The sequence below is a fragment of the Streptomyces sp. NPDC014006 genome, from assembly GCF_043088925.1.
In the GTDB taxonomy this organism is placed as follows: domain Bacteria; phylum Actinomycetota; class Actinomycetes; order Streptomycetales; family Streptomycetaceae; genus Streptomyces.
Map to the genome: position 1 here is coordinate 209,513 of NZ_JBICAJ010000008.1, position 25,309 is coordinate 234,821.

The window sequence follows — 25,309 nt, forward strand, 5'->3', positions numbered from 1 at the left end:
CGCAGATACAGTACGGCCTCCCCGCGGAGCGCTTAGTACTGCTCGGTCTCGACGAACCCGGCGTCCGCGTCGTCGTCGGCGCCGAAGGCGTCCGCGGCGGCGGTCGGGTCGAATCCGGGCGGGCTGTCCTTGAGGGCCAGGCCCATGCCGGCCAGCTTCGCCTTGACCTCGTCGATGGACTTCGCACCGAAGTTGCGGATGTCCAGCAGGTCGGCCTCGGAACGAGCGACGAGCTCACCCACGGAGTGGATGCCCTCACGCTTGAGGCAGTTGTACGACCGAACGGTGAGCTCGAGCTCCTCGATCGGCAGCGCCAGATCGGCGGCCAGCGCGGCGTCCGTCGGGGACGGACCCATGTCGATGCCCTCGGCGTCGATGTTCAGCTCGCGAGCGAGACCGAACAGCTCGACCAGCGTCTTACCGGCGGAGGCCATGGCGTCACGCGGACGCATCGCCTGCTTGGTCTCGACGTCGACGATCAGCTTGTCGAAGTCGGTGCGCTGCTCGACACGCGTGGCCTCGACCTTGTACGTGACCTTCAGCACCGGCGAGTAGATGGAGTCGACCGGGATACGGCCGATCTCCTGGCCCGCCTGCTTGTTCTGCACGGCGGAGACGTAGCCGCGACCGCGCTCGACGGTCAGCTCCATCTCCAGCTTGCCCTTGCCGTTGAGCGTGGCGAGGACGAGGTCGGGGTTGTGCACCTCGACACCGGCCGGGGGCGCGATGTCGGCGGCGGTGACCAGACCCGGGCCCTGCTTGCGCAGGTACATCACGACCGGCTCGTCGTGCTCCGAGGAGACGACCAGCTGCTTGATGTTGAGGATCAGGTCGGTGACGTCCTCCTTGACGCCCGGCACGGTGGTGAACTCGTGCAGGACACCGTCGATCCGGATCGAGGTGACGGCGGCACCCGGGATCGAGGAGAGGAGCGTGCGGCGGAGGGAGTTGCCGAGGGTGTAGCCGAAGCCCGGCTCCAGCGGCTCGATCACGAACCGGGAGCGGAATTCGTCGACGACCTCTTCGGTCAACGAGGGACGCTGAGCGATCAGCATGTGTGGATCAGATCCTTCTTTCGTGGACGCCCGCTATTTGACGCCCGACGGAAACCGCGCCCGGTGAAAAGCGCGGGTACTGCAAGGGTACGGGCGGCACGACCCGAAGGAGCCGTACCGCCCGGAAAGCCCTTGAGAAGCGAGGTCAGACGCGACGACGCTTCGGCGGACGGCAGCCGTTGTGCGGGGTCGGGGTGACGTCCTGGATGGAGCCGACCTCGAGGCCCGTGGCCTGCAGGGAGCGGATCGCGGTCTCACGACCGGAACCCGGGCCCTTCACGAACACGTCGACCTTGCGCATGCCGTGCTCCTGAGCGCGGCGGGCAGCCGACTCGGCGGCCATCTGCGCGGCGAACGGCGTGGACTTCCGGGAGCCCTTGAAGCCGACGTGGCCGGCGGAGGCCCAGGAGATCACGTTGCCCGACGGGTCCGTGATGGAGACGATCGTGTTGTTGAACGTGCTCTTGATGTGCGCGTGGCCGTGAGCGACGTTCTTCTTTTCCTTGCGGCGCACCTTCTTGGCAGCGCCCTGACGACCCTTGGGGGGCATCTACTAACTCCTACGGGAGGTGGTCGGTCCTACAGCGAAGACCGTGGACAGAGGTCCGCTGCGGACTACTTCTTGCCCGGCTTCTTCTTGCCGGCGATGGCGCGACGCGGGCCCTTGCGGGTACGAGCGTTGGTGCTGGTGCGCTGACCGCGGACGGGCAGACCGCGACGGTGACGCAGACCCTGGTAGCAACCGATCTCGACCTTGCGGCGGATGTCGGCCTGGATCTCGCGACGGAGGTCACCCTCGGTCTTGATGTTGTTGTCGACGTACTCGCGGATCGCGACGAGCTGCTCCTCGGAGAGGTCGCGGACGCGGGTGTTCGGGTCGACGCCGGTCGCTGCCAGCGTCTCCTTCGAGAGGGTCCGGCCGATGCCGAACACGTAGGTGAGGGCGACCTCCACGCGCTTTTCGCGCGGGATGTCAACACCGGAAACGCGTGCCATTCAATGGCTCCTGGTGATCTTCGGAGGTCTTCCACAGGACCGGTTCCCAGCCGCCGTATCAGGTACGAACTGGGTCCCCGGCCTCCGAGCCGGGGGTGTCAGGCGAACGCACGAGGGCTGCCTGGATCCTGCGTATGAACAATTCAGCTCGCGTCGCGCGAAACTCTGCGATTCAGGTGCAGAGGGTGCGATCCGTGTGCGATCAGCCCTGGCGCTGCTTGTGGCGCGGGTTCTCGCAGATGATCATGACCCGGCCGTGACGGCGGATCACCCTGCACTTGTCGCAGATCTTCTTGACGCTCGGCTTGACCTTCATGGGATGTGAGGTTCTCCGGGTCAGTTGCCGGCGGCCCCGTGCACAGAGAGGGCACAAGGCGTGGGCAAGATCTACTTGTACCGGTAGACGATCCGGCCACGCGTCAGGTCGTACGGAGACAGCTCCACCACGACCCGGTCGTCAGGGAGGATGCGGATGTAGTGCATACGCATCTTGCCGCTGATGTGTGCCAGGACCTGGTGGCCGTTCTGGAGCTCGACCTTGAACATGGCGTTCGGAAGAGACTCGACGACAGTGCCCTCGATCTCGATGGCACCTTGCTTCTTGGCCACGCTTCGCCCTTCGAATCGACTACCTTGATCGACTCCAGCGTGCACCGTTTGTAAGCATGCGGACATGCGGGTGCACCAGAGCCGACGAGTCAGTCTACGTCAGCACACCCGAAAAGGCGAAACGAGGAAGTCTGCCCTACGGGGGAGATCGTCATGCAAAGGGGGCGCAACTCAGGTCGGCAGACCTGGCGCGGCTCAGCCCAGCGGATCCGGCGCCGCCGTCACGCCGTACTCGGCCAGCTTGGCCTTGCCGCCATCGGGGGCGGTCAGGACCAGGGGGCCCTCTTCCGTCAGGGCGACGGAGTGCTCCCAGTGGGAGGACCAGGTGCCGTCGGTCGTGATGACCGTCCAGTCGTCGGAGAGGACCTCGGTCTTCGGTGTGCCGAGGGACACCATCGGCTCGATCGCCAGGCAGAAGCCGGGGACCAGCTTGGGGCCCTTGCCGCGGCGCTTCTCGACGTAGTTCAGCAGGTGCGGGTCCATGTGCATCTCGGTGCCGATGCCGTGGCCGCCGTAGTCCTCGATGATCCCGTAGCGGCCACCGCCGGGCTTCGGCTGGCGGCGGATGTACGTCTCGATCGCGCGAGAGATGTCGACGAGCCGGTTGCCGAGCTTCATCGCGGCGATGCCCGCCCACATCGACTCTTCGGTCACCCGGGACAGCTCGACCAGCTCCGGGGCGTGACCGGAACCCACGAACGCCGTGTACGCGGCGTCACCGTGCCAGCCGTCGACGATCGCGCCGCAGTCGATGGAGATGATGTCGCCGTCCTTCAGCACGACGTCATCCGAAGGGATGCCATGGACGACGACCTCGTTGACGGAGGTGCAGATCGTCGCGGGGAAGCCGCCGTAGCCGAGGAAGTTCGGCTTGGCGCCGTGCTCGGCGAGCACCTTGCGCGCGACCTCGTCGAGGTCCTTCGTCGTGGCGCCCGGCACCGCCGCCTCGCGGGTGGCCTGATGGATGGCGGCGACGACCAGGCCCGCCGCACGCATCTTCGCGATCTGCTCGGGCGTCTTGATCTGCACCATGGGGGGCCTGCGCTCTCCGTCACTCACGTCAACCGGTTACCAGCACAACAGTACGGCCGTGACGCCCCCCAGGGCGCCACGGCCGACAGCGGACCGACGACTACTGGCCGTCGTCCTCACGCTTCAGCGCACCGAGCGCCCGCTGCGTGACCTCGTCCACCGGACCCATGGCCGAGATCGTCACGACCAGGCCCTGGGACTTGTAGTAGTCGATGATCGGCTCGGTCTGCGTGTGGTAGACCTCCAGCCGCGTGCGCACCGTCTCCTCGGTGTCGTCGTCCCGCTGGTACAGCTCGCCGCCGCAGACGTCGCAGACGCCTTCCTTGGCCGGCTTCTTGTACGACACGTGGAAGACGTGCGCCGAGTCGTTGCGGCAGATACGACGGCCGGCGATGCGCTTCACGACCTCGTCCTCGGGGGCTTCGAGGTCGAGTACCGCGTCCAGCTTGATGTTCTCGGTGTTCAGCAGTTCGTCCAGCGCCTCGGCCTGCGAGACGTTGCGCGGGAAGCCGTCCAGCAGGAAGCCGTTCTCGGCGTCCGGCTGCTCCATGCGGTCCTTCGCCATCGCGATGGTGACCTCGTCGGGGACGAGGTTACCGGCGTCCATGTAGGACTTCGCGAGCTTCCCGAGCTCCGTCTGCCGGCTGATGTTGGCGCGGAAGAGGTCGCCCGTGGAGATGTGCGGGACGCGCAGGCGCTCGGCAAGGCGCGTGGCCTGCGTACCCTTTCCGGCACCCGGCGGCCCGACGAGGACGATTCGCATCAGCGGAGGAACCCTTCGTAATTGCGCTGCTGGAGCTGGCTCTCGATCTGCTTCACCGTCTCGAGACCGACACCCACGATGATCAGGATGCTGGTCCCACCGAACGGGAAGTTCTGGCTTGCCCCGAAGCCCACCAACGCCATCGTCGGCACGAGAGCGATCAGTCCCAAGTACAGCGAACCCGGCCAGGTGATCCGGTTGAGCACGTAGGAGAGGTACTCAGCGGTCGGTCGGCCAGCCCGGATGCCCGGGATGAAGCCACCATACTTCTTCATGTTGTCGGCGACTTCCTCGGGGTTGAAGGAGATCGCCACATAGAAGAACGCGAAGAAAACGATGAGCAAGAAGTACGAAGTGATGTAAATCGGGTGGTCGCCCTTCACCAGGTTCTGCTGAACCCAGGTCTTCCATCCCGAGTTACCCCCGGCGAACTGCGCGATCAGCGCCGGAATGTAGAGCAGCGACGAGGCGAAGATGACGGGAATCACACCCGCCTGGTTCACCTTCAGCGGGATGTAGGTCGACGTACCGCCGTAGGAACGGCGGCCGATCATCCGCTTCGCGTACTGGACCGGGATACGGCGCTGGGCCTGCTCCACGAAGACCACGAGTCCGACCATGACCAGGCCGACCAGGATCACCGTGCCGAACTCGATCCAGCCGCCGGCCAGGTTGCCCGACTTCTTGATCGACCACAGGGCGGACGGGAAGGTCGCGGCGATCGAGATGAACATCAGGATCGACATGCCGTTGCCGATACCGCGGTCGGTGACCAGCTCACCCAGCCACATCACGACGGCCGTACCGGCGGTCATGCAGATGACCATGGTGATGGTGGAGAAGATGGCCCGGTCGGGAACGATCTGCGACGCGACGGTGCAGCCGTTGAACAGGGCGCCGCTGCGGGCGGTGGCCACCAGGCCGGTGCCCTGCAGGATGGCCAGGGCGATGGTCAGGTACCGGGTGTACTGGGTGATCTTGGCCGTGCCGGCCTGGCCCTCCTTCTTGAGGGCCTCCAGGCGCGGGATCACCACGGTCAGCAGCTGCAGGATGATGCTCGCCGTGATGTACGGCATGATGCCCAGCGCGAAGACCGTGATCTGCAGCAGCGCACCGCCGCTGAACATGTTGACCAGACCGAAGAGGCCCTGGTTGCCGGACGCCTCGTCCACACACTGTTGGACGGACTTGTAGTCCACGCCGGGAATCGGGATGTGGGTACCGACCCGGTAGACCACGATGATGCCGAGCGTGAAGAGCAGCTTCTTGCGCAGGTCGGGCGTCTTGAACGCCCGGGCGAACGCGGTGAGCACGGTGCCTCCTGCGACCCCCGCGCAACTGCGTCGAAGGGCGGTCTTGAGGTTCGACGAATACGAAAAAGAACAGTGGACGCTACCTTACCGGCGACACTGCTCCCCTAGGAACGACCAACCGGGGATACCCCAATTGTGGGGTATCCCCGGTTGACGCGTTACGCGTTACGTCATCGGGCTCAGATGAGCTCGGTGACCGTACCGCCGGCGGCGGTGATCTTCTCCTTGGCGGAGCCGGAGACGGCGTCGACCGTCACCTGCAGCGCCACGGAGATCTCGCCCTGGCCGAGGACCTTGACGAGGCTGTTCTTGCGCACGGCACCCTTGGCCACGAGGGACTCGACAGTGACCTCGCCACCCTCGGGGTAGAGCGCGGCCAGCTTGTCGAGGTTCACGACCTGGTACTCGGTCTTGAACGGGTTCTTGAAGCCCTTGAGCTTCGGGAGACGCATGTGGAGGGGCATCTGCCCACCCTCGAAGCGCTCCGGAACCTGGTAGCGGGCCTTGGTGCCCTTGGTACCACGACCGGCCGTCTTACCCTTGGACGCCTCACCACGACCGACACGGGTCTTGGCGGTCTTGGCGCCCGGGGCGGGACGGAGGTTGTGGATCTTGAGCGGGTTGTTCTCCGCCATGATCAGTCGACCTCCTCGACCGTCACGAGGTGGCGGACGGTGTGCACCATTCCGCGGAACTCGGGGCGGTCCTCCTTGACGACCACGGTGTTGATCCCCTTGAGACCAAGCGACCGCAGGGTGTCACGGTGGTTCTGCTTGCTGCCGATGTAGGACTTCACCTGCGTGATCTTGAGCTGCGCCATGATTACGCACCCGCCCCGGCACGCGCACGCAGCAGAGCCGCGGGGGCGACGTCCTCGAGCGGCAGACCACGGCGGGCCGCGATCTCCTCGGGACGCTGCAGACCCTTCAGGGCCGCCACGGTCGCGTGCACGATGTTGATGGCGTTGTCGGAGCCCAGGGACTTCGACAGGATGTCGTGAACGCCGGCGCACTCGAGCACGGCACGCACGGGACCACCGGCGATAACACCGGTACCCGGCGAAGCCGGCTTGAGCAGCACGACGCCGGCAGCCTTCTCACCCTGAATGGGGTGCGGGATGGTGCCCTGGATACGGGGGACCTTGAAGAAGTGCTTCTTGGCCTCCTCAACACCCTTGGCGATGGCGGCCGGCACCTCCTTGGCCTTGCCGTAACCGACACCCACGGTGCCGTCACCGTCGCCCACCACGACCAGCGCGGTGAAGCTGAAGCGACGACCACCCTTCACAACCTTGGCGACACGGTTGATCGCGACGACGCGCTCGACGTACGCGGTCTTCTCGGCGGCAGCAGCGCCGCCGTCACGGCCCTTCCGGTCCCGCCGCTCGCCGCCACCGGCACCGCTTCCGCGGCGCTGGGGTCCAGCCATTGGATTACCTCTCTCTTTCCGCTAGCTACAAGCGGCTCAGAACTTGAGCCCGGCTTCGCGGGCGGCGTCCGCCAGGGCGGCGATGCGCCCGGCGTACTGGTTGCCACCACGGTCGAACACGACGGCCTCGACACCGGCGGCCTTGGCACGCTCGGCGACCAGGGCGCCGACCTGCTTGGCCTGGGCCGACTTGTCGCCCTCTGCACCGCGGATCGAGCTGTCCAGGGTGGACGCCGACGCGAGGGTGTGGCCCTTCAGGTCGTCGATCACCTGCGCCACGATGTGACGGTTCGAGCGGGTCACGACCAGGCGGGGACGCTCCGCAGTACCGGAGACGTTCTTGCGGATCCGAAGGTGACGACGCTTGATAGCAGCACGCTTGTAAGCGTCGCCCTTGAGAATCTTCTGTCCGTATGCCATGGCTTACTTACCCGCCTTTCCGACCTTGCGGCGGATGACTTCGCCCTCGTACTTGACGCCCTTGGCCTTGTACGGGTCGGGCTTGCGCAGCTTGCGGATGTTGGCCGCAACCTCGCCGACCTTCTGCTTGTCGATGCCCTCGACCGAGAAACGGGTCGGGGTCTCCACCTTGAAGGAGATGCCCTCGGGGGCCTCGACGGTGATCGGGTGGCTGTAGCCCAGCGCGAACTCGAGGTTCGAACCCTTGGCGGTCACTCGGTAACCGACACCGCTGATCTCGAGCTTCTTGACGTATCCCTGGGTCACACCGGTGATCATGTTCGCCACCAGCGTGCGGGACAGGCCGTGCAGGGCCTTGCTCTGCCGCTCGTCGTTCGGGCGGAGCACCTGGAGGGTGCCGTCCTCGCCCTTAGCGATGTCGATCGGCGCGACGATGGTGTGGGTCAGCTCGCCCTTGGGGCCCTTGACCTTGACCGTACGGCCGTCGATGGTGACGTCCACGCCGGCGGGAACCGGGATGGGGAGCTTGCCGATACGCGACATAGCTGTTTCCTCCGTTCCCTTCCGTTACCAGACGTAGGCGAGGACTTCCCCACCCACGCCCTTCTTCTGCGCCTGCTTGTCGGTCAGCAGGCCGTGAGACGTGGAGATGATCGCCACGCCGAGGCCGCCGAGCACCTTCGGCAGGTTGGTGGACTTCGCGTAGACCCGGAGGCCGGGCTTCGAGATCCGCTTGATGCCCGCGATGGAGCGCTCACGGTTCGGGCCGAACTTCAGGTCGAGCACGAGGTTCTTGCCGACCTCGGCGTCCTCGACCTTCCAGCCGGTGATGAAGCCCTCCTGCTGGAGGATCTCCGCGATGTGAGACTTGATCTTGGAGTGCGGCATCGACACGGAGTCGTGGTAAGCCGCGTTCGCGTTCCGCAGACGCGTCAGCATGTCTGCGATCGGATCAGTCATGGTCATGAATTGGCCTGTGGCCTTTCTCGCCGGGGTTTCCTATATGCGCCATCCCTCTCCCCATACATGGACGGGACGGGTGCGGTGCGGGGACCTACGGCGTAGTAAGTCGTTCAGGGCGGCAGAGGCCCAACCCTCCTAGCCTAAGCCATGAGAGCTCGGGCCTCTGCCGTCCCGGTTGCTTACCGAGAGGTCCAGGTATCCCTAACTACGGGATTACCAGGAGCTCTTGGTCACGCCCGGCAGCTCGCCACGGTGAGCCATCTCACGAAGGCACACGCGGCAGAGGCCGAACTTGCGGTACACGGAGTGCGGGCGGCCGCAGCGCTGGCAACGGGTGTAGCCACGCACACCGAACTTGGGCTTGCGAGCAGCCTTCGCGATGAGAGCCTTCTTCGCCATCTCGCTCACGCCTCCTTGAACGGGAAGCCGAGGTGACGGAGGAGCGCGCGGCCCTCTTCGTCGTTGGTCGCCGTGGTGACCACGGTGATGTCCATACCCCGGACACGGTCGATCTTGTCCTGGTCGATCTCGTGGAACATGACCTGCTCCGTGAGACCGAAGGTGTAGTTGCCACGGCCGTCGAACTGCTTGGGGGACAGGCCGCGGAAGTCGCGGATGCGCGGCAGCGCGAGCGACAGGGTGCGGTCGAGGAACTCCCACATGCGGTCGCCACGGAGCGTGACGTGGGCACCGATCGGCTGACCCTCACGCAGCTTGAACTGCGCGATGGACTTGCGGGCCTTGGTGACGGCCGGCTTCTGACCGGTGATCGTGGTGAGGTCGCGGATGGCGCCCTCGATCAGCTTCGAGTCGCGGGCGGCGTCGCCCACACCCATGTTGACCACGATCTTGACGAGGCCCGGAACCTGCATGACGTTCTCGTACTTGAACTCGTCACGCAGCTTGCCGATGATCTCCTCGCGGTACTTCGTCTTGAGACGCGGAGTCACGGTGGTCGTCATCAGATGTCCTCACCCGTCCGCTTGGCAACGCGGATCTTGTTGCCCTCGTCGTCGAAGCGGTAGCCGACACGGGTCGGGACCTTCTGGCCATCCTTCTCCACGACCAGCATGACGTTGCTGACGTGGATGGGGGCCTCGGTGGTCACGATGCCGCCGGCCTGCGAACCGCCGGCGGTGGGGCCGGCCTTCGTGTGCTTCTTGACCCGGTTGACACCCTCGACCAGGACGCGCTCGTCGCGCGGGTAAGCGGCAATGACCTTGCCCTGCTTGCCCTTGTCCTTACCGGTGATGACCTGAACCAGGTCGCCCTTCTTGATCTTCATGCTCACAGCACCTCCGGCGCGAGGGAGATGATCTTCATGAACTTCTTCTCGCGCAGCTCACGGCCCACCGGGCCGAAGATACGGGTGCCGCGAGGGTCGCCGTCGTTCTTCAGAATGACGGCGGCGTTCTCGTCGAAGCGGATGTACGAGCCGTCCGGACGGCGGCGCTCCTTGACGGTGCGAACGATGACCGCCTTGACGACGTCACCCTTCTTCACGTTGCCACCGGGGATCGCGTCCTTGACGGTGGCGACGATGACGTCACCGATGCCCGCGTAGCGGCGACCGGAGCCACCGAGCACACGGATGCAAAGGATCTCCTTCGCACCAGTGTTGTCGGCGACACGCAGTCGCGACTCCTGCTGGATCACGTCTATCTCCTGGATGTCTGCCGGTTCCCGGGGAGAAGCATGAATGACTCACGCTTCTCCCCGAGCCTGGCGGAACGGTGCGTAGGGGGTCCCCCTACGAGGGATTACTTGGCCTTCTCGAGGATCTCGACGACGCGCCAGCGCTTCGTCGCGGACAGCGGCCGGGTCTCCATCAGGAGGACACGGTCGCCGACGCCCGCAGCGTTCTGCTCGTCGTGGGCCTTGAGCTTGTTCGTACGGCGGATGACCTTGCCGTACAGCGCGTGCTTGACACGGTCCTCGACGGCGACGACGACGGTCTTGTCCATCTTGTCGCTGACGACCAGACCCTCACGGGTCTTGCGGAATCCGCGTGCCTCGGTGTTCTCAGTCACGTTGCTCTCGCTCATCAGGCGCTCTCCACCGTCTCGATGCCCAGCTCGCGCTCACGCATCAGGGTGTAGATCCGCGCGATGTCCTTGCGGACGGCCTTCAGCCGACCGTGGTTCTCGAGCTGACCCGTCGCCGCCTGGAAGCGGAGGTTGAACAGCTCTTCCTTGGCCTCGCGGAGCTTGTTCAGAAGCTCCTCGTTGCCCAGCTCGCGCAGCTCGGACGCCTTGGTACCGGCCGACATCACGCTTCACCTGCCTCGCGCTTGACGATCCGGCACTTCATCGGCAGCTTGTGGGCCGCACGCGTCAGCGCCTCACGGGCGATCTTCTCGTTGGGGTACGACAGCTCGAACATCACACGTCCGGGCTTGACGTTGGCGATCCACCACTCCGGCGAACCCTTACCGGAACCCATGCGGGTCTCGGCAGGCTTCTTGGTGAGGGGACGGTCCGGGTAGATGTTGATCCAGACCTTGCCGCCACGCTTGATGTGGCGGGTCATCGCGATACGAGCCGCCTCGATCTGGCGGTTCGTCACGTAGGCCGGGGTCAGCGCCTGGATGCCGTACTCGCCGAACGCAACCTGCGTTCCACCCTTGGACATACCGTTGCGCTTCGGGTGGTGCTGCTTGCGGTGCTTGACCCTACGGGGGATCAGCATTTCGGTCAGGCCTCCGTTCCGGTGCTCTCAGCCGGAGCGGACGCGGGAGCCTCGGCCTTGGGGGCCTCGGCGCCGGCAGCCTGCTGCGGCTTGCGACCGCGCCCGCCACGCTCGCCACCACGGCCACCACGGGCCGGGCGGTCGGCGCCGCCACGGGCCGGGCGGTTACCCGCACGGGCCGCAGCGTTCTCGGCGCGGACCTCGGCGATGTTCTTGACGTCGCCCTTGTAGATCCAGACCTTCACGCCGATGCGGCCGAAGGTCGTCTTGGCCTCGAAGAAGCCGTAGTCCACGTTCGCGCGGAGCGTGTGCAGGGGCACACGGCCCTCGCGGTAGAACTCCGAGCGGGACATCTCGGCGCCACCGAGGCGGCCACCGCACTGGATCTTGATGCCCTTGGCGCCGGCCTTCATCGCCGACTGCATGCTCTTACGCATGGCGCGGCGGAAGGAGACGCGGGAGGAGAGCTGCTCGGCGACGGCCTGGGCAACCAGCTGAGCGTCGGTCTCGGGGTTCTTGACCTCGAGGATGTTCAGCTGGACCTGCTTGCCCGTGAGCTTCTCGAGGTCACCGCGGATGCGGTCGGCCTCGGCGCCACGGCGGCCGATGACGATGCCCGGACGAGCGGTGTGGATGTCCACACGCACGCGGTCACGGGTGCGCTCGATCTCCACCTTCGAGATGCCGGCGCGCTCCATGCCGGACGTCATCATCCGACGGATGGCGACGTCTTCCTTGACGTAGTCCTTGTACAGCTTGTCGGCGTACCAACGCGACTTGAAGTCGGTCGTGACACCGAGCCGGAACCCGTGCGGGTTTACCTTCTGGCCCATTACCGGGTTCCTTCCTTGCTGCTGACGACCACGGTGATGTGGCTGGTCCGCTTGCGGATCCGGTAGGCGCGGCCCTGGGCACGCGGCCGGAACCGCTTCAGGGTCGGGCCCTCGTCGACGTAGGCCTCGGAGATGAAGAGGCTGTCGGCGTCGGTGTGGTCGTAGTTGTGCGCGGCGTTGGCGATGGCGCTGTCGAGCACCTTGCCCACCGGCACCGAGGCGGCCTGCGGAGCGAATCGCAGGACCGCCTGGGCCTCCGTGGCGTCCATGCCACGGATGAGGTCCACCACGCGGCGGGCCTTCATGGGCGTGACGCGGATGTACCGCGCCTGGGCCCTGGCTTCCATGGTTGTCCCTTCAGTTACTTACGTGTCTGAATGCGATCCGCTACTAGCGGCGCTTCGACTTCCGGTCTTCCTTGACGTGACCCCGGAAGGTGCGCGTCGGCGAGAACTCGCCGAGCTTGTGGCCGACCATCGCCTCGGTGACGAACACCGGGATGTGGGTCTTGCCGTTGTGCACCGCGATCGTGTGACCCAGCATCGCCGGGACGATCATGGAGCGACGGGACCAGGTCTTGATGACGTTCTTGGTACCGGCTTCGTTCTGCGTGTCCACCTTCTTGATCAGGTGGTCGTCGACGAAGGGCCCCTTCTTGAGACTGCGCGGCATCTAAACCCGCTCCTAGCGCTTCTTGTTCGTCTTGCGGCGGCGGACGATGTACTTGTTCGAAGCCTTCTTCGGCGAACGAGTACGACCTTCCTTCTGACCCCAGGGGCTGACCGGGTGGCGACCACCGGAGGTCTTGCCCTCACCACCACCGTGGGGGTGGTCAACCGGGTTCATCGCCACACCGCGAACGGTCGGGCGGACGCCCAGCCAGCGCTTACGGCCGGCCTTGCCCCAGTTGATGTTGCTCTGCTCGGCGTTGCCGACCTCACCGACGGTGGCGCGGCAGCGCACGTCGACCAGGCGGATCTCACCGGAGGGCATGCGCAGGTGGGCCATCTGGCCCTCCTTCGCGAGCAGCTGCACGGAGGCACCGGCGGAGCGGGCGAACTTGGCACCGCCACCGGGACGGAGCTCGATCGCGTGGATCGTGGTACCGACCGGGATGTTGCGGAGGGCCAGGTTGTTGCCCGGCTTGATGTCGGCCCCGGGACCGTTCTCGACGCGGTCACCCTGCTGCAGGTTGCGCGGAGCGAGGATGTAGCGCTTCTCGCCGTCGGCGTAGTGCAGCAGCGCGATGCGCGCGGTGCGGTTGGGGTCGTACTCGATGTGCGCGACCTTCGCCGGCACGCCGTCCTTGTCGTGACGACGGAAGTCGATCACGCGGTAGGCGCGCTTGTGTCCGCCACCCTGGTGGCGAACGGTCACACGACCGGCGTTGTTACGGCCGCCCTTGCTGTGCAGGGGACGGACCAGCGACTTCTCCGGCGTGGACCGCGTGACCTCGACGAAGTCGGCGACGCTGGCGCCACGGCGGCCCGGCGTAGTCGGCTTGTACTTGCGGATTCCCATTTCTCAGTCCTCGTCCGATATCGGACGATCCGACCCGCTTACGCGGTCGGACCGCCGAAGATGTCGATACGGTCGCCCTCGGCGAGGGTCACGATCGCGCGCCTGGTGCCCGCGCGCTGACCGAAACCGGTCTTCGTGCGCTTGCGCTTGCCCTGGCGGTTGATCGTGTTGACCCCGGTGACCTTGACCGAGAAGACCGCCTGGACGGCCTGCTTGATCTGGGTCTTGTTGGCGCCCGGGGCGACGATGAACGTGTACTTGTTCTCGTCGAGGAGCGCGTAGCTCTTCTCGGAGACGACCGGCTTGAGCAGCACGTCACGGGGGTCCGTGAAGGACTTGCTCAGCGGGGTCTCGACGGTGTTCTTGCCCTCGGCGGCGTGACGACGCGCCTTGGCGACGCGCGCGGCCTTGGCGGCCTTGGCCGCCTTCGAGGCGATAGCGGGGTGACGGATAGCCATCAGGCCTCGCTCCCTTCGGTGTCATTGGCCTTCGGGCCGGACACGAAGGACTCGAACGCGGACTGGGTGAAGACCACGTCGTCCGAGACGAGAACGTCGTACGTGTTCAGCTGGCCCGGCTCCAGGATGTGGACCTGGGGCAGGTTGCGGGCGGACAGCCACGCGGCCTCGTCGGAGCGCTCGGCGACCAGGAGCAGGTTCTTGCGCTCCGAGATCTTGCCGAACAGGCTCTTCGCGGCCTTCGTGGAGACCGCACCCTCGACCACGCCGGAGACGACGTGGATGCGGTTGTGACGCGCCCGGTCGGTGAGGGCGTGGCGCAGGGCCGCGGCCTTCATCTTCTTCGGGGTCCGCTGCGAGTAGTCACGCGGCACGGGACCGTGCACGACGCCACCACCGGCGAACTGCGGCGCGCGGGTCGAACCCTGGCGGGCGCGACCGGTGCCCTTCTGGCGGTACGGCTTCTTGCCACCGCCGCGGACCTCGCCACGCGTCTTGGTCTTGTGGGTGCCCTGGCGGGCAGCGGCCAGCTGCGCGACGACGACCTGGTGGATCAGCGGGATGCTGATCTTTTCCACGTCGAAGATCTCCGCGGGGAGCTCGACGGAACCGGCCTTGTCGCCCGCCGGCGAAAGGATGTCAACAGTGCTCATCGGTTACCTCAGGCCCCCTTGGCCGCGGTGCGGACCAGGACGAGGCCGCCGTTCGGACCGGGAACCGCGCCCTTGATGAGCAGCAGACCCTTCTCCGCGTCAACGGCGTGGACGGTCAGGTTCTGGGTGGTGACCCGCTCGTTGCCCATACGACCCGCCATGCGCAGGCCCTTGAACACACGGCCCGGGGTGGCGCAGCCACCGATGGAACCGGGCGAGCGGTGCTTGCGCTGGGTGCCGTGACCGGCGCCGAGGCCACCGAAGTTGTGGCGCTTCATGACACCGGCGAAGCCCTTGCCCTTGCTCTTGCCGGTGACGTCGACCTTCACGCCGGCCTCGAACACCTCAGCGGTGATCTCCTGGCCGAGGGTGTACTCGGAGGCGTCGGCCGTCCGGATCTCGACGAGGTGGCGACGGGGGGTGACGTCGGCCTTGGCGAAGTGACCCTTGAGGGGCTTGTTCACCTTGCGCGGGTCAATCTCGCCGAAGGCGATCTGGACCGACTCGTAGCCGTCGACGTCGTTGGTACGGACCTGGGTGACGACGTTGGGGCCGGCCTTGACGACGGTGACCGGAACAACACGGTTGTTCTCGTCCCACACCTGCGTCATGCCGAGCTTCTCGCCCAGGATGCCCTTGATCTGCTTAGCCATTCTCAGCCCACCAGCCTCAGAGCTTGATCTCGATGTCGACACCGGCCGGGAGGTCGAGTCGCATCAGAGAGTCAACGGTCTTGGGGGTCGGGTCGAGGATGTCGATCAGGCGCTTGTGCGTGCGCATCTCGAAGTGCTCGCGCGAGTCCTTGTACTTGTGCGGCGACTTGATGACGCAGTACACGTTCTTCTCAGTGGGCAGCGGCACCGGGCCCGCGACCGACGCACCAGTGCGCGTCACCGTCTCGACGATCTTCTTCGCCGAAGAGTCGATGACCTCGTGGTCGTAGGCCTTGAGCCGGATGCGGATCTTCTGTCCCGCCATGGCTACTCAGTAGTCCTGTCTCTCTACAGCTCTGGAACCTGGTGTCCCTTCGACTCTGTCCGACCCACGCGGTCGGGCGTGTCGCACTCCCGCTGACACAGATGTCCCTTGTTCGAACATCCCTTGCCTGGGGAAGAGGTTCACCGGGTGCCTGGCCAGTGCCGCACCACACTTCCCGGAAGATTCCCGTACGTCCGCCCCAGCGCTGCCCGAGGGCAGTTAGGGCGACGAGTACTGTGGGACTCGCTTCCGGTCCTCCCGGCGGGAGGCGCGCAGCATCAACACTCGACCGAGCAACTCCGACAGTCTGCCATATGGGGCAGGCCGGACGCCAATCGAGCGGAAGAGATTACCCCGGGGGTGACGCAGGTCAAACCCGGGGCGCCCGCCACCCTCAGTCCCGAGTGGCGTAGGTCACGAAATCCGCCCACGCGCTCTCCGTGAGCGCGAGCCGGGGACCGGCGGTGTGCTTGGAGTCACGCACGTGCACGGCGCCGGGAGCGTGGGCGACCTCGACGCAGGAGTTGCCGTCGGTACCACTGCTGTAGCTGCTCTTGAACCAAGCCAGCCCGGAGGCGTCACCGGCAGCGGTCTTGCGGATCATGTTTCTCCCAGCAGTTGCTCGATGAAGGCCAGTGACTCCCGAGGGGAGAGTGCCTGCGCCCGGATGGTGCCATATCGCAGCTCAAGGATGCGAAGCTGCTTCGGATCAGTGATCGGCCGCCCGTTGAATGCACCATCGGACCGGCCGACCGCCGTACCGTCCGGGAACTTCAGCAACTCGATCTTGCCGTCCAGACCGGGGTGGGCCTCGGTGTTCGTCGGCATGACCTGGAGGGTGACATTGCGCAACTGCCCCGCCTCCAGCAGATGTTCGAGCTGCCGTCGCCAGACCATTGTGCCCCCAACAGGTCGGCGTAGTGGGGTCTCTTCCATGACGAAGTGGACGGAGGGGGCCACGTCCCGCTCGAAGATCGACTGCCGGGCCAGGCGAGCGGCCACCATGCGCTCCACGTCGTCCGGCCGGTACGGCGGCTGCGCCGCCTCGAACAGAGCCCGCGCATGGTCGGATGTCTGCAACAGACCGTGGACGCTGTTGCACTCATACACCCCGATCTCCACCGCCTGCGCTTCCAGCTTCGCCAGCTCCCGCACCCGCTTCGGGTAGCGGACCTTCTTCACGTCCTCCCACGTCGCCGCGATGAGCCCGCCGGCGTTCAGCACCTGGTCGGCCGCGACCAGGTAGTCCTGGCGGGGAATCCGCTTCCCGGACTCGATCTTGTAGACCATGTCCTCGCTGTAGCCGATGAGCCTGCCGAACTCGGCGGCCCGCAGCCCGGCCGCCTCCCGGCGCAGTTTCAGCTGCCGCCCGACCGTGGCGATGACGGCCACGCCCCACTCGTCGTCCGGGTCCACTTCCCAACCCGGCTCGTCCGCCTCGCTCTTGAGCCGTACCGCCCCGCCGTCCACGGACATCCGCGCCCCTCCGCCGTCCCGTTGCCGCGCCGTACGTCGGCGCCCTACCCCTGGCAACGGTGCCGACAGCCAAGACAGCACCGGACAAGCGCCGGACAGTGACCGTACGCAACCGCACTGTCACTCTCCACGGTAGGCAGAAGCCGCCACGCTGAGTGACGTGAATCAGGACATCGCCGCCTCCGGCACCGAACTCGCCCACGCCGTCCCCCACTTCAGCGTGCTGCTGTCGTCCACCGCGCGTGGCGCCCGCCTGGCCCGGCTGCTCGCCGACACGCAACTGCGCCGCTGGGGGCTGCCGACCGAGCCCGCGAACCACCTCGTGGCCGAGCTGGCGGCCAACGCTGCCACCCACGGCCGCGTCCCCGGGCGCAACTTCCGGCTGACGCTGTACGTGGTCGGCGGCACCCTGCGCATCGAGGTGACGGACACGCGGGGTGAGCGTCTGCCGGAGGTGCGGCGCCTGGAGGAGAGTGCCGAGTCCGGGCGGGGGCTGCTCCTCGTCGAGGCGCTCGCGGACCGGTGGGGTGTGCGGGAGGAACGCTTCCCGCGCAAGACCGTCTGGGCGGAGATCGGGACGGGGAGCACCGCATCGCGACCGGTCACGTTCCGGTGAGCGGCGCCCCGGCCCAGCGCGTGGTCAATGCTTAAAGAACCCAGTGGAAAGTACCGGCCCAACCCGGCCCCACCCCGCCGACTACCCTGCGGATCCCCGTCACCCGCACGAGTGGTCTTCCTCAACCGGGCTGGATTTCCGCCCAGTTCGAAGGCATATGCTCGCCGCGACCACAACCGAAGACATGCGACGGCCCCCGGCCGGGACGGGCATCCCGATCGAGGGCCTGACCACCGAGGAAGAGAGAACCTTCCCGATGGGTACCGAGCACTTTAGCGCGCCGCCGTGCGCCCAGCCGCTGAATCAGCGCGGCATCACCCACATCAACACCCCGCACACCGCCTGCTTCACGGTCATCGGCAACCACCTCGCCCAGCACCGCGAGCTGTCGCTCACCGCGATCGGTATCGCCACCCACATCCAGTCGCTGCCCGCCGGCGCCCCCGTCGGCATCAAAACGCTCGCCGCCCGCTTCCCGGAGGGCGAGACCCGTATCGCCGCCGCCCTGCGCGAACTGGAGGCCCACGGCTACCTGGCGCGCATCCGCCAGAAGCTCCCGAACGGCCGGATCATCACGCACACGGTGTCGTACAACCAGCCCGCCACCGACGCGACGCCTCGCCCCGAGACACCGCCGCCGCCACCACCGCGGGCACCCGCTCCCCCGCCGCCTCCGGCACCGGCACCGGTCCCCGAGCCCGCGCCCGAGGCACCGGCGCGGCCCGGGTCACCTCCGCTCCCCGAGCCGCAGGGCCTTGACCTGGACCGTCACCGTGCGGCCACGGCCGTCCTGGCCACGCTCCACCACCGCGACCCCCGCCTGCTGCTCTCCGAACGCGCCGTCCACCGCCTCGCCCCGGCCGTCGCCGCCTGGCTCGAACGTGGCGTACGGCCCGAAGCCGTACGCCACGCCCTGACCGCCAACCTGCCACGCGAGCCTTTGCGCAACCCGGCGGCCCTGCTCGCCCACCGCCTGACCGAGCTGCTCCCTCCTCCCGCGCCTCCCGAACCGCCGGCCGCCGGGTACCGCCCCGCCGGACGCCTGCCCCTGCACAGCTGTGAGGGGTGCGAACGCGCGATTCGCACCCCTCACCCAGGCACCTACTGCCGCGACTGCCGGGAAGGCCACCCCGGCAGCCGGTCAGCGGCGTGATCACATCACTTCGTGAAGTACCCCGTGATGTCGGCGATCAGGTCGACCGAGCCCCACTGGTTGTAGAAGTCCACCTTGCCGTTCACGACCGGGACGATCACCAGGTTCGGAATCGTCAGGCCCGACGTGAAGTTCAGGTTCGACGCCGATGTACGGGCCGTACCGTCCGGGTAGACCGAGACGAAACTCGATGACGTCGGGTTCGTCGCCGTCACGTTCAGGACCACCGCCGTCACACCGGACGACGGCACCCCCTGGACGCCGGCCACCGGCAGCGACACCACACCCTGCGGACCCACCGGGGCCTTCGGGACACCGACGCCGTACCGCGTGTCCATCAGCCGCAGCGGGCCCAGGTTGATGTGAGAGGCGCCCTCGGTGCCGGAGGTGAAGTAGCCGGTGATGTCGGCGATCAGGTCGACCGAGCCCCACTGGTTGTAGAAGTCCACCTTGCCGTTGACCACCGGGACGATCACCAGGTTCGGGATCGTCTGGCGGGCGGTGAAGTTCAGGTTCGACGCCGACGTGCGCGCCGTACCGTCCGGGTAGACCGAGACGAAACTCGACGACGTCGGGTTCGTCGCCGTCACGTTCAGGACCACCGCCGTCACACCGGACGACGGCACCCCCTGAACGCCGGCCACCGGCAGCGACACCACACCCTGCGGACTCACCGGGGCCTTCGGGACACCGACGCCGTACCGCGTGTCCATCAGCCGCAGCGGGCCGTGGCTGACGTGGGTCGAGCCGCTGGTGTCCGTGGCGTAGTAGCCGGTGACGTCGGCGATCAGGTCGACCGAGCCCGCGTGGTTGTGGAACCGCACCTTGCCGTCGATCACCGGCACGGTCACCAGGTTCGGGATGGTCTTCCCGGCGGTGAAGTTGAGGTTCGACGCGGACGTGCGGTCGGTGCCGTTCGGGTAGACGGACACATAGCCGGCCGACGTGGGGTTGGTGGCCGTCACGTTCAGGACGACCGCGCCGACGCCGGTGGACGGCACCACGCTGTTGCCGGTGACGTCGAGCACCACCTCACCGCCGGGACCGACCTTGGCCTTCGGCACGCCCGTGCCGTACCGAGTGTCCATCAGGCGGGTCGGGGTGACCGGCTTGAAGGTCTTCGGGCCCGGCACGGTCACGGTGACCGGCGCCGAGGCCGTCACCTTGCCGGAGGTGTGGGTGGCGCGGACGGCCACCGTGTGGTCGCCGTAGCCGGTCAGGGTCAGCGACGCGCTGCGGACATGACCCCAGCTCCAGGTCGCGACCTGGCCGTCGACCAGTACCTCGAACTTGTAGATCAGGGCGTTCTGCGTGCTCGTGGACCAGTTGACCGTGGCCGGGCCGGGCGTCTGGTAGCCGCTGCCGGCCTTCGTGGCCTGGCCGCCCACCGAGCTGATCGCCAGGTCCTGGACCGTGCCGCTCGCGTAGCCGCGGATCGTGCCGAGCTGCCCGTAGAGCAGGCTGCCGGGGCACTCGGTGGCGTAGGCGTCACGGTGCCCGGAGACGGTGGCGAACGTGTAGTCCTGGCCCTGCGTGTACGACGTGCCGAAGTAGTTCTTCTGCGTGGCACCGGCGTTCAGCAGCGTCGTACCGGACGGGTCGACGCCGTACTGACCGAGCTTGTACGCGATGAGCCGCGAGGCGGAGACCAGGGACGCGTCCGAGGCGCTCGTCCGGTTGTGGTCGCCGAGGAAGGCCACGCTCGTCGACTGGGAGTTCCAGCCGTAGGTGTGGGCCCCGTACACCGGCTGGTCGATACCGCCCTTGCGGCCCTCGAAGAGGGTGCCGCACTTGTCGACCAGGAAGTTGTAGCCGATGTCCTTCCAGCCGCTCGTCTTCACGTGGTACGTGTAGATGGCCCGGATGATCGCGGCGGACTCGGAGCAGTCGTAGGGGTTGGCGTCCGCGGTGTGGTGCACGAACGCGGCCTTGATCGTGTTGCCGTTCGGCAGGTACTCCGGCGCTTCGGGGCTGATGCTCTCGTCCGCGCCCCACCCGGCCCGCGAGACGATCGTCGGCTGCGGGGCCGTGGAGGCCGGGCCGGGCGTCGTCGGAGGCGTGGTGTCCTGCGCGAAGGCCGCGGGCTCCGCGGCCAGATCACCCGAGGTCCCGCCCGCCGTGGCCGTGCCCGGGTCGACCAGGTCCAGCCGCAGACCGGCCGGGAGCTTGCCGTTGCGGGCGCCGTCGGTGACGCGGACCTCGGCGCCGTCGGAGGCGTCCATCCACACCGGCTCGGTGGAGCCGCGCGCGCCGGACCGGTTGCCGTCGAGCAGCGCCGGGTACGGCGTCAGGTTCTGCCACGCGGTCCACTCGCCGGTCTCGGCGTCGCGGGCGCGCGCCTGGATCGTGCCCTGGATCTTCGCCCGCGGGTCCGTCCAGGAGACGCCCATGAGGGCGAAACGGTCGGTGTCCCGCTTCGACAGGACCGCCTCGCCATGGCCCTGGTCGCGCAGCGCGAGCAGGTGGACGGCGGTCCGGACCGGGCCGTCCGCCTTCCCCCGCGCGCTGTAGACGCTCGGTCGGCGCCCCTGATCGTCCCCGTTCCCGAAGACCGCTCCGCTCGCGATGCTCTGGATACCCACGAGCGCGGCGATACCGAGGACGGCTCCGACGGCCGTGCGCCGCGCCCGGGCGACGGTGGTGCGACGTGCTCGACGTCCCGATCTCAAGTTGTTCCCACCCCAACGGGCCCTGCGGGGCCCTTTGATGAACATGCAACGAATAAGTGGCGGCATGCTACAGGGCGCATGAGAGCGCTTTCGACGCGGGCACACAAAAACGAGGGGCCCGTACGACCGAAGTCGTACGGGCCCCTCGCGGAGCTCGCAGCTGAGCTACCGGGTCACAGAACCCTCAAGCAAGCGGAGCTTACTTGTTGATCTTGGTGACCTGGCCGGCGCCGACGGTCCGGCCACCCTCACGGATGGCGAACTTCAGGCCCTCCTCCATGGCGACCGGCTGGATCAGCTCGACCTTCATGTCGGTGTTGTCGCCCGGCATGACCATCTCGGTGCCCTCGGGGAGGGTCACGACGCCGGTCACGTCCGTGGTACGGAAGTAGAACTGCGGGCGGTAGTTGTTGAAGAACGGGGTGTGACGGCCACCCTCGTCCTTCGACAGGATGTAGGCCGTGGCCTCGAACTCGGTGTGCGGGGTGACCGAGCCCGGCTTGATGATGACCTGGCCGCGCTCGACGTCCTCGCGCTTGATGCCACGAAGCAGCAGACCGACGTTCTCACCGGCCTGACCCTCGTCGAGCAGCTTGCGGAACATCTCGATACCGGTGACCGTGGTGGTGGTCTTCTCGGTCTTGATGCCGATGATGTCGACGGTCTCGTTGACCTTCAGGACACCACGCTCGATACGGCCGGTGACGACCGTACCGCGACCGGTGATCGTGAAGACGTCCTCGATCGGCATGAGGAACGGCTTGTCGACGTCGCGCTCCGGCTCCGGGATGGACTCGTCGACGGCCTTCATCAGGTCGAGGACGGTCTTGGTCCACTCGGGGTCGCCCTCGAGCGCCTTCAGCGCGGAGACCTTGACGACCGGCAGGTCGTCGCCCGGGAACTCGTACTCGGAGAGGAGCTCACGCACCTCGAGCTCGACGAGCTCCAGGATCTCCTCGTCGTCCACCATGTCGGCCTTGTTCAGGGCGACGACGATGTACGGCACACCGACCTGGCGGGCCAGGAGCACGTGCTCCTTGGTCTGCGGCATCGGACCGTCGGTCGCGGCGACCACGAGGATCGCGCCGTCCATCTGGGCGGCACCGGTGATCATGTTCTTGATGTAGTCCGCGTGACCCGGGCAGTCGACGTGGGCGTAGTGACGCGCCTCGGTCTGGTACTCGACGTGCGCGATGGAGATGGTGATACCGCGCTGACGCTCCTCGGGCGCCTTGTCGATGTTGTCGAACGCGGTGGCCTCGTTCAGGTCCGGGTACGCGTCGTGCAGCACCTTGGTAATGGCGGCCGTGAGGGTCGTCTTACCGTGGTCGATGTGACCGATGGTGCCGATGTTGACGTGCGGCTTAGTCCGCTCGAACTTCGCCTTCGCCACTGGGGTCCTCCTGGGAGTGGTTCTGGTACGCCTTACTTCATCGGCGCCAGGTGATCTTTGCTGTTAAGTCCCGGAACCCGGGGCAAACACCCACAATCGTGTGCGTTTGCCCCGCGAGGCTCCGGAGTCAAGCCTACGGCGTGTGAACGCGGTGCGTTACTCGCCCTTGGCCTTCGCGATGATCTCCTCGGCGACGTTCCGGGGAACCTCGGCGTAGGAGTCGAACTGCATCGAGTAGCTTGCGCGCCCCGACGTCTTGCTGCGGAGGTCGCCGACGTAGCCGAACATCTCCGACAGGGGCACGAGGCCCTTCACGACACGGGCACCCGCCCGCTCCTCCATGGCCTGGATCTGACCACGGCGGGAGTTGATGTCGCCGATGACCTCACCCATGTAGTCCTCGGGCGTGGTGACCTCGACGGCCATCATCGGCTCGAGCAGCACGGGGCTGGCCTTGCGCGCGGCCTCCTTGAAGGCCTGCGAACCGGCGATCTTGAACGCGAGCTCGGAGGAGTCGACCTCGTGGTAGGCACCGTCGTGGAGGATGACACGGACACCGGTCATCTCGTAGCCGGCGAGGATGCCGAACTGCATGGCCTCCTGCGCACCGGCGTCCACCGAAGGGATGTACTCCTTCGGGATACGGCCACCGGTCACCTTGTTCACGAACTCGTACGAGACGTCGCCGCCCTCGAGGGGCTCGATGCCGATCTGCACCTTCGCGAACTGACCGGTACCACCGGTCTGCTTCTTGTGGGTGTAGTCGACGCGCTCGACGGCCTTGCGGATCGTCTCGCGGTAGGCCACCTGCGGCTTGCCGACGTTGGCCTCGACCTTGAACTCGCGCTTCATGCGGTCGACGAGGACCTCGAGGTGAAGCTCGCCCATACCGCCGATGACGGTCTGGCCGGTCTCCTCGTTGGTGTGCACCTGGAAGGAGGGGTCCTCCTCCGCGAGACGCTGGATGGCGACACCCAGCTTCTCCTGGTCACCCTTGGACTTGGGCTCGATCGCGACCTCGATGACCGGCGCCGGGAAGTCCATGGACTCCAGGATCACCGGGTTCTTCTCGTCGCAGAGCGTCTCACCGGTGGTGGTCTGCTTCAGGCCCATGACGGCGACGATGTCGCCGGCGCCCACCGCATCGATCTCCTCACGCTTGTTGGCGTGCATGCGGTAGATCTTGCCGATGCGCTCCTTCTTGCCCTTGACGGAGTTCAGCACCGAGGTGCCGGACTCCAGGCGGCCCGAGTAGACCCGGACGAAGGTGAGCTTGCCCAGGTGCGGGTCGCTCATGATCTTGAACGCGAGCGCCGACAGCGGCTCGTCCTCGGACGGCTTGCGCTTGATGACCGTCTCGGCGTCCTTGACGTCGTGGCCCTCGATGGCCTCGATGTCGACCGGGGACGGCAGGTAGCGCACGACCGCGTCGAGCAGGGGCTGGACGCCCTTGTTCTTGAACGCGGTACCGCAGAACACCGGGGTGACGGTGGTGCCGGTGCCCTTGCCGGACGCGATGGTGATACGACGGATCGCGGCGTACAGCTGCTCCTCGGTGGGCTCCTGGCCCTCCAGGTACAGCTCCATGATCTCTTCGTCGTTCTCGGCCACGGCCTCGATCAGCTTGCCGCGGTACTCCTCGGCAGCCTCGGTGTGCGTGGCCGGGATGTCGACGACGTCGTACATCTCGCCCTTGGTGGCCTCGGCGGACCAGACGAGCGCCTTCATGCGGACCAGGTCCACGACGCCCTGGAAGTCGGCCTCGGCACCGATCGGGAGCTGCATGACGATCGGCTGCGCGCCCAGGCGGTCCGAGATCATGTCCACACAGCGGTGGAACTCGGCGCCCGTGCGGTCGAGCTTGTTGACGAAGCAGATACGCGGAACGCCGTAGCGGTCCGCCTGACGCCACACCGTCTCGGACTGCGGCTCAACGCCGGCGACACCGTCGAACACCGTCACGGCACCGTCGAGCACGCGCAGCGAGCGCTCCACCTCGACGGTGAAGTCGACGTGACCGGGGGTGTCGATGATGTTGATGGTGTGGTCGACGTCTTCCAGCGGCCAGTGGCAGGTGGTGGCAGCAGAGGTGATCGTGATGCCACGCTCCTGCTCCTGCTCCATCCAGTCCATGGTGGCAGCGCCGTCGTGGACCTCACCGATCTTGTAAGACACACCGGTGTAGAACAGGATCCGCTCGGTGGTGGTCGTCTTGCCCGCGTCGATGTGGGCCATGATCCCGATGTTGCGGACCTTGGCCAGGTCAAGTGAAGTGGTAGCCATAAGGCTTCA

The 25,309-nt window shown here is 66.8% G+C and carries 36 protein-coding genes; 2 read left to right on the forward strand and 34 right to left on the reverse strand.

Features of this window, described 5'->3' with window-relative positions:
- Positions 1–32: 32 nt before the first annotated feature.
- From ACF1GV_RS26770 to ACF1GV_RS26920, 31 genes are all read right to left on the reverse strand, one after another.
- Positions 33–1,055 (reverse strand): DNA-directed RNA polymerase subunit alpha, encoded by a 1,023-nt coding sequence (locus tag ACF1GV_RS26770; RefSeq protein ID WP_024755423.1) that lies wholly within the window; start codon positions 1,053–1,055, stop codon positions 33–35.
- Positions 1,056–1,200: 145 nt separating this feature from the next.
- Positions 1,201–1,605, reverse strand: a complete 405-nt coding sequence (gene rpsK, locus ACF1GV_RS26775) for a 30S ribosomal protein S11 (RefSeq protein ID WP_003956432.1) — start codon at positions 1,603–1,605, stop codon at positions 1,201–1,203.
- A 65-nt stretch (positions 1,606–1,670) separates the two neighbouring features.
- Positions 1,671–2,051, reverse strand: coding sequence for a 30S ribosomal protein S13 (gene rpsM / locus ACF1GV_RS26780; RefSeq protein ID WP_009300593.1), 381 nt, complete (start codon positions 2,049–2,051; stop codon positions 1,671–1,673).
- A gap of 202 nt (positions 2,052–2,253) precedes the next feature.
- A complete protein-coding gene (gene rpmJ, locus ACF1GV_RS26785; protein WP_004984509.1) occupies positions 2,254–2,367 on the reverse strand; it encodes a 50S ribosomal protein L36 in 114 nt (37 codons plus the stop codon).
- A gap of 71 nt (positions 2,368–2,438) precedes the next feature.
- Entirely contained in the window at positions 2,439–2,660 is a 222-nt protein-coding gene (gene infA, locus ACF1GV_RS26790; protein WP_003948620.1) for a translation initiation factor IF-1, read from the reverse strand.
- 195 nt (positions 2,661–2,855) lie between these two features.
- The gene (gene map, locus ACF1GV_RS26795) at positions 2,856–3,692 is read right to left on the reverse strand and encodes a type I methionyl aminopeptidase (RefSeq protein ID WP_391685766.1); all 837 of its coding nucleotides are present in this window, start codon (positions 3,690–3,692) and stop codon (positions 2,856–2,858) included.
- A 100-nt stretch (positions 3,693–3,792) separates the two neighbouring features.
- Positions 3,793–4,455, reverse strand: coding sequence for an adenylate kinase (locus ACF1GV_RS26800; RefSeq protein WP_363265742.1), 663 nt, complete (start codon positions 4,453–4,455; stop codon positions 3,793–3,795).
- The gene (gene secY, locus ACF1GV_RS26805) at positions 4,455–5,768 is read right to left on the reverse strand and encodes a preprotein translocase subunit SecY (protein WP_363265741.1); all 1,314 of its coding nucleotides are present in this window, start codon (positions 5,766–5,768) and stop codon (positions 4,455–4,457) included. Before secY ends, ACF1GV_RS26800 begins: the two co-directional genes overlap by 1 nt.
- A gap of 179 nt (positions 5,769–5,947) precedes the next feature.
- Positions 5,948–6,403, reverse strand: a complete 456-nt coding sequence (rplO, locus tag ACF1GV_RS26810) for a 50S ribosomal protein L15 (RefSeq protein WP_363265740.1) — start codon at positions 6,401–6,403, stop codon at positions 5,948–5,950.
- Positions 6,404–6,405: 2 nt separating this feature from the next.
- Positions 6,406–6,588 carry a 50S ribosomal protein L30 gene (rpmD, locus tag ACF1GV_RS26815; protein ID WP_003998814.1) on the reverse strand — a complete coding sequence of 61 codons (183 nt, stop codon included), beginning with the start codon at positions 6,586–6,588 and terminating at the stop codon, positions 6,406–6,408.
- 2 nt (positions 6,589–6,590) lie between these two features.
- The gene (gene rpsE / locus ACF1GV_RS26820; protein WP_005313527.1) at positions 6,591–7,196 is read right to left on the reverse strand and encodes a 30S ribosomal protein S5; all 606 of its coding nucleotides are present in this window, start codon (positions 7,194–7,196) and stop codon (positions 6,591–6,593) included.
- A 36-nt stretch (positions 7,197–7,232) separates the two neighbouring features.
- Complete coding sequence (rplR, locus tag ACF1GV_RS26825) at positions 7,233–7,616, reverse strand: 50S ribosomal protein L18 (RefSeq protein ID WP_361630548.1); 384 nt, start codon at positions 7,614–7,616, stop codon at positions 7,233–7,235.
- 3 nt (positions 7,617–7,619) lie between these two features.
- Positions 7,620–8,159 carry a 50S ribosomal protein L6 gene (gene rplF / locus ACF1GV_RS26830; protein ID WP_363265738.1) on the reverse strand — a complete coding sequence of 180 codons (540 nt, stop codon included), beginning with the start codon at positions 8,157–8,159 and terminating at the stop codon, positions 7,620–7,622.
- Positions 8,160–8,183: 24 nt separating this feature from the next.
- Complete coding sequence (gene rpsH / locus ACF1GV_RS26835; protein ID WP_361630554.1) at positions 8,184–8,582, reverse strand: 30S ribosomal protein S8; 399 nt, start codon at positions 8,580–8,582, stop codon at positions 8,184–8,186.
- Between the two features lie 210 nt (positions 8,583–8,792).
- On the reverse strand, positions 8,793–8,978 hold the full coding sequence (locus ACF1GV_RS26840) for a type Z 30S ribosomal protein S14 (protein WP_003948630.1): 186 nt from the start codon (positions 8,976–8,978) through the stop codon (positions 8,793–8,795).
- A gap of 5 nt (positions 8,979–8,983) precedes the next feature.
- Positions 8,984–9,541 (reverse strand): 50S ribosomal protein L5, encoded by a 558-nt coding sequence (rplE, locus tag ACF1GV_RS26845; RefSeq protein ID WP_110629826.1) that lies wholly within the window; start codon positions 9,539–9,541, stop codon positions 8,984–8,986.
- Positions 9,541–9,864 (reverse strand): 50S ribosomal protein L24, encoded by a 324-nt coding sequence (gene rplX, locus ACF1GV_RS26850; protein WP_391685434.1) that lies wholly within the window; start codon positions 9,862–9,864, stop codon positions 9,541–9,543. Before rplX ends, rplE begins: the two co-directional genes overlap by 1 nt.
- Positions 9,865–9,866: 2 nt before the next feature.
- Positions 9,867–10,235 (reverse strand): 50S ribosomal protein L14, encoded by a 369-nt coding sequence (gene rplN, locus ACF1GV_RS26855; protein WP_003998823.1) that lies wholly within the window; start codon positions 10,233–10,235, stop codon positions 9,867–9,869.
- Positions 10,236–10,339: 104 nt separating this feature from the next.
- Entirely contained in the window at positions 10,340–10,624 is a 285-nt protein-coding gene (gene rpsQ, locus ACF1GV_RS26860; RefSeq protein WP_014674375.1) for a 30S ribosomal protein S17, read from the reverse strand.
- The gene (gene rpmC / locus ACF1GV_RS26865; RefSeq protein ID WP_010036720.1) at positions 10,624–10,848 is read right to left on the reverse strand and encodes a 50S ribosomal protein L29; all 225 of its coding nucleotides are present in this window, start codon (positions 10,846–10,848) and stop codon (positions 10,624–10,626) included. Before rpmC ends, rpsQ begins: the two co-directional genes overlap by 1 nt.
- Positions 10,848–11,267, reverse strand: coding sequence for a 50S ribosomal protein L16 (gene rplP / locus ACF1GV_RS26870; protein ID WP_009190136.1), 420 nt, complete (start codon positions 11,265–11,267; stop codon positions 10,848–10,850). Before rplP ends, rpmC begins: the two co-directional genes overlap by 1 nt.
- A gap of 5 nt (positions 11,268–11,272) precedes the next feature.
- Positions 11,273–12,100, reverse strand: coding sequence for a 30S ribosomal protein S3 (gene rpsC, locus ACF1GV_RS26875; protein WP_116148545.1), 828 nt, complete (start codon positions 12,098–12,100; stop codon positions 11,273–11,275).
- Positions 12,100–12,447: a 50S ribosomal protein L22 gene (gene rplV / locus ACF1GV_RS26880; protein ID WP_003974262.1), complete on the reverse strand. Its 348-nt coding sequence runs from the start codon at positions 12,445–12,447 to the stop codon at positions 12,100–12,102. The genes rpsC and rplV overlap by 1 nt, the downstream gene beginning before the upstream one ends.
- Positions 12,448–12,490: 43 nt before the next feature.
- Positions 12,491–12,772, reverse strand: coding sequence for a 30S ribosomal protein S19 (gene rpsS / locus ACF1GV_RS26885; protein WP_363265736.1), 282 nt, complete (start codon positions 12,770–12,772; stop codon positions 12,491–12,493).
- A 12-nt stretch (positions 12,773–12,784) separates the two neighbouring features.
- Positions 12,785–13,621, reverse strand: coding sequence for a 50S ribosomal protein L2 (gene rplB / locus ACF1GV_RS26890; protein WP_205382445.1), 837 nt, complete (start codon positions 13,619–13,621; stop codon positions 12,785–12,787).
- A 38-nt stretch (positions 13,622–13,659) separates the two neighbouring features.
- Positions 13,660–14,079, reverse strand: coding sequence for a 50S ribosomal protein L23 (rplW, locus tag ACF1GV_RS26895; protein ID WP_391685437.1), 420 nt, complete (start codon positions 14,077–14,079; stop codon positions 13,660–13,662).
- On the reverse strand, positions 14,079–14,732 hold the full coding sequence (gene rplD, locus ACF1GV_RS26900; RefSeq protein ID WP_391685439.1) for a 50S ribosomal protein L4: 654 nt from the start codon (positions 14,730–14,732) through the stop codon (positions 14,079–14,081). The genes rplW and rplD overlap by 1 nt, the downstream gene beginning before the upstream one ends.
- Before the next feature lie 8 nt (positions 14,733–14,740).
- Positions 14,741–15,385, reverse strand: a complete 645-nt coding sequence (gene rplC / locus ACF1GV_RS26905; RefSeq protein WP_103781446.1) for a 50S ribosomal protein L3 — start codon at positions 15,383–15,385, stop codon at positions 14,741–14,743.
- Positions 15,386–15,401: 16 nt separating this feature from the next.
- Positions 15,402–15,710 carry a 30S ribosomal protein S10 gene (gene rpsJ, locus ACF1GV_RS26910; protein WP_003948644.1) on the reverse strand — a complete coding sequence of 103 codons (309 nt, stop codon included), beginning with the start codon at positions 15,708–15,710 and terminating at the stop codon, positions 15,402–15,404.
- A 394-nt stretch (positions 15,711–16,104) separates the two neighbouring features.
- Entirely contained in the window at positions 16,105–16,314 is a 210-nt protein-coding gene (locus ACF1GV_RS26915) for a DUF397 domain-containing protein (RefSeq protein WP_391685441.1), read from the reverse strand.
- The gene (locus ACF1GV_RS26920; RefSeq protein WP_391685443.1) at positions 16,311–17,186 is read right to left on the reverse strand and encodes a helix-turn-helix domain-containing protein; all 876 of its coding nucleotides are present in this window, start codon (positions 17,184–17,186) and stop codon (positions 16,311–16,313) included. The genes ACF1GV_RS26915 and ACF1GV_RS26920 overlap by 4 nt, the downstream gene beginning before the upstream one ends.
- Before the next feature lie 151 nt (positions 17,187–17,337).
- Here ACF1GV_RS26920 and ACF1GV_RS26925 point away from each other — a divergent pair, with 151 nt between their 5' ends.
- Both ACF1GV_RS26925 and ACF1GV_RS26930 read left to right on the forward strand, forming a co-directional pair.
- Complete coding sequence (locus tag ACF1GV_RS26925) at positions 17,338–17,802, forward strand: ATP-binding protein (RefSeq protein WP_391685768.1); 465 nt, start codon at positions 17,338–17,340, stop codon at positions 17,800–17,802.
- Positions 17,803–18,058: 256 nt separating this feature from the next.
- Entirely contained in the window at positions 18,059–18,955 is an 897-nt protein-coding gene (locus tag ACF1GV_RS26930; RefSeq protein ID WP_391685770.1) for a helix-turn-helix domain-containing protein, read from the forward strand.
- Positions 18,956–18,960: 5 nt separating this feature from the next.
- Here ACF1GV_RS26930 and ACF1GV_RS26935 read toward each other — a convergent pair whose 3' ends face one another.
- The 3 genes from ACF1GV_RS26935 to fusA form a co-directional block, all read right to left on the reverse strand.
- Complete coding sequence (locus tag ACF1GV_RS26935) at positions 18,961–21,537, reverse strand: peptidoglycan recognition protein (RefSeq protein WP_391685445.1); 2,577 nt, start codon at positions 21,535–21,537, stop codon at positions 18,961–18,963.
- Positions 21,538–21,823: 286 nt separating this feature from the next.
- On the reverse strand, positions 21,824–23,017 hold the full coding sequence (tuf, locus tag ACF1GV_RS26940; protein WP_363265727.1) for an elongation factor Tu: 1,194 nt from the start codon (positions 23,015–23,017) through the stop codon (positions 21,824–21,826).
- Between the two features lie 156 nt (positions 23,018–23,173).
- Complete coding sequence (gene fusA / locus ACF1GV_RS26945) at positions 23,174–25,300, reverse strand: elongation factor G (RefSeq protein ID WP_391685447.1); 2,127 nt, start codon at positions 25,298–25,300, stop codon at positions 23,174–23,176.
- Between the last annotated feature and the right edge of the window lie 9 nt (positions 25,301–25,309).